This is a genomic window from Hoylesella timonensis S9-PR14 (genome assembly GCF_000762405.1).
Classification (GTDB): Bacteria; Bacteroidota; Bacteroidia; order Bacteroidales; family Bacteroidaceae; genus Prevotella; species Prevotella timonensis_A.
The window spans coordinates 1-2,297 of sequence record NZ_JRPQ01000023.1 but is presented as its reverse complement, the minus strand read 5'-3'; the positions used below and the strand labels follow the sequence as shown (position 1 = coordinate 2,297).

At 40.6% G+C, this 2,297-nt stretch carries 3 protein-coding genes; all 3 read right to left on the bottom strand.

Going from position 1 to position 2,297, the window contains the following annotated elements; all coding sequences use genetic code 11:
- A partial coding sequence (locus HMPREF9304_RS01160; protein ID WP_036925970.1) for a hypothetical protein occupies positions 1-410 on the bottom strand: 410 nt, incomplete at its 3' end.
- Positions 411-437: 27 nt separating this feature from the next.
- Positions 438-1,460: a toprim domain-containing protein gene (locus HMPREF9304_RS01155; protein ID WP_036925968.1), complete on the bottom strand. Its 1,023-nt coding sequence runs from the start codon at positions 1,458-1,460 to the stop codon at positions 438-440.
- Positions 1,461-1,489: 29 nt separating this feature from the next.
- The coding region (locus HMPREF9304_RS01150) for a DUF7833 domain-containing protein (protein WP_036925965.1) at positions 1,490-2,297 on the bottom strand (808 nt) is incomplete at its 5' end.

The window sequence follows — 2,297 nt, the reverse complement described above, 5'->3', positions numbered from 1 at the left end:
ATATGGATGAAGTACTTAACATCCGACATAATGATGAAATCACAGTCTGATGGAAGCCTGACAAAGCCGTTCTTCTGTAATATCTGATAGGCTAAATAGTCTTTCATGTCATAGAAAACACATAATCTTTTGCTTCGGCACTCCTCTTTCAAACGTATAAAGGTTATGCCAGAACTGCTTAAAGTGACAGTCTCCTGCAAATCATGATTGACAAACTCTATTCCGTTGTTCTGATTGATTATTCCCATGCCATAAAAGGTCTTGGAAAGAATACGGCAGGAAACCGAATGAATCTCTGGCAATTCTTTTAGATCAACTCCCATTATGCTGGATGGCTCTGTATCTGTCAATGCACTAATCGTTATGTTTTCCGAGCATCCTGCTGCGTACTTGAATATAGGTTTATTCATTGTTCTTAGTTTTGGTTCTCAAATTCCTCAAGTTTCAATCATAGCCTGTAATTCTTCTGTAGTATGACCTAAACGAAAAAAATCACTGATGTCTTTTTCTGATTTTATACCAGACAGAGGCAGATCAAGTTTCTGTACTCTATACCGTTTGCCATACTGCCGTACCCGTAAAGCCGACTCCCTTTTTCCTGTTTCATCTGTATCGTAGAGAAAGATGATACATAGAAATCGCTTGGAAAGTTCATCCAATATGTCTTCTGGAATGTTGGCGGTCTCGCTGTTGAATGCCAATGCAGGGAAGCCATGTGCAGATAATGACATGACATCTTTCTCGCCTCCCGTGATAAATACGAACTCACTGTTTCTTGGTAGTTGATTGATTCCGAAGATATAAGGCTTGGGCAGGTGACCAGCGTACATAAAGCGATTTTTTGCCTTGGGACGGTATATTTTCAGCCCTTGACCTTCATCGAAGAAATACCCGTATGTAGGAATAGCTTTTGAACCGTAAATGGCAAATGAATTGCCAGACGATTTTGTGAATGTGCAGCTCTTGATACTTTTCACATTGAACCTTTCAAGGATGGAAGAACCAATGCCATATTGATTCCAATATGCTTCTTCCCATGACTGAAAGGGTTGTGTCTCAACCTCGAAACTGGTAATGGAAGAACTATCTTCCTTATGCTGGAAAGAGGTTGCTCTTTTCATCAATACCTGATGGCTGGTTTTCTCTCCTTCAAACACCCCAAGTCCAAGATCTCTGTCTATTATCTGAAGAACTTCACGGAAGTTGGTTTTCGGATTGACGTTGCACAGTCTGCCTACTATGGTGAAACAGTTGCCACAAAAGCTGCTGTCACCGAAATCTTGCAGGTAATATTGTCCGTTGCCGTATCTTCCTTTGTTTGCGTACAAGTGACACGAGGGCCTACTATCATCCCTGAAAGGATTTCGGAAAGTCTTGGAAAGACACTTTTCCCCAAGGTAGTGTGTGAACACAGTCAAACCACCGTTGGTCATCTGTAGTATTTTTTGTGCTTCATTCATAAACGTATAACTAAACCTTTGAAAATTGATTAAGAATTTACAATACGGTATTGAAGACTTAACCCCACACCAAAGAATTTGTGCAATACAATGCAAAGAGTGTCTATGTAATTTTCCTCCAAAGTGTGATATATTCGACTGTTTGGAACGCAAAGGGTCAGTCGCTTGGCAGCATTGTCAAAGGAATCAAAAGAGAGTTGTTGGAAAACAGAAACAAAAGCTCGTTCGCCTACTATCTTGGCAAAGGCTGACATACATTTGCCCCAAAGAACTTTAGCATAGTCCTTAGGAGGAATCTGCGCCTTCAACTTGCTTTGTAGTCTCTTTTCGTTTCTCTTGTACCAGTTGCAGAAGTAGTCGAGGAAATTGTTCAAGTCTCCTGGGACTTCTTCCTTGCGACACTTCAAGTTTGCCAAAAATAAAGTTAAGGCATTATAGAGTGTTCCTTTGTCAGCAAAGCCATAAAGCTGTTGCATCGAACACACCCATTCGTCATCAAAGACCAATTCTTCGATGGATGAAAAATTCTGCGACGGCGAATAATTATCATAATGAATACTCTCTATTCTCTTATCTCTATTCTCTTTAGAGATATGTTCGCGCGCGTAGCTGCCTTGCTGAACGTTTGGTGACGTTTTTGCAGCTTCGACATTTGGACTTCTTTGTTCCTTCTTTTGGCCCTCTTTTTGACCGTCAGTATCGTAACTAACTGTATTTGCGTTATTTACGAAAGTATTGGTAGACACTTCGTGACGGTTTTGTGAAGTTGGCTTTTGCATATCTTTTGGCCCTTCTTTTAACCCCTTTTGTTCTGTTTTTGTGTCCCCCTCTTCAGAG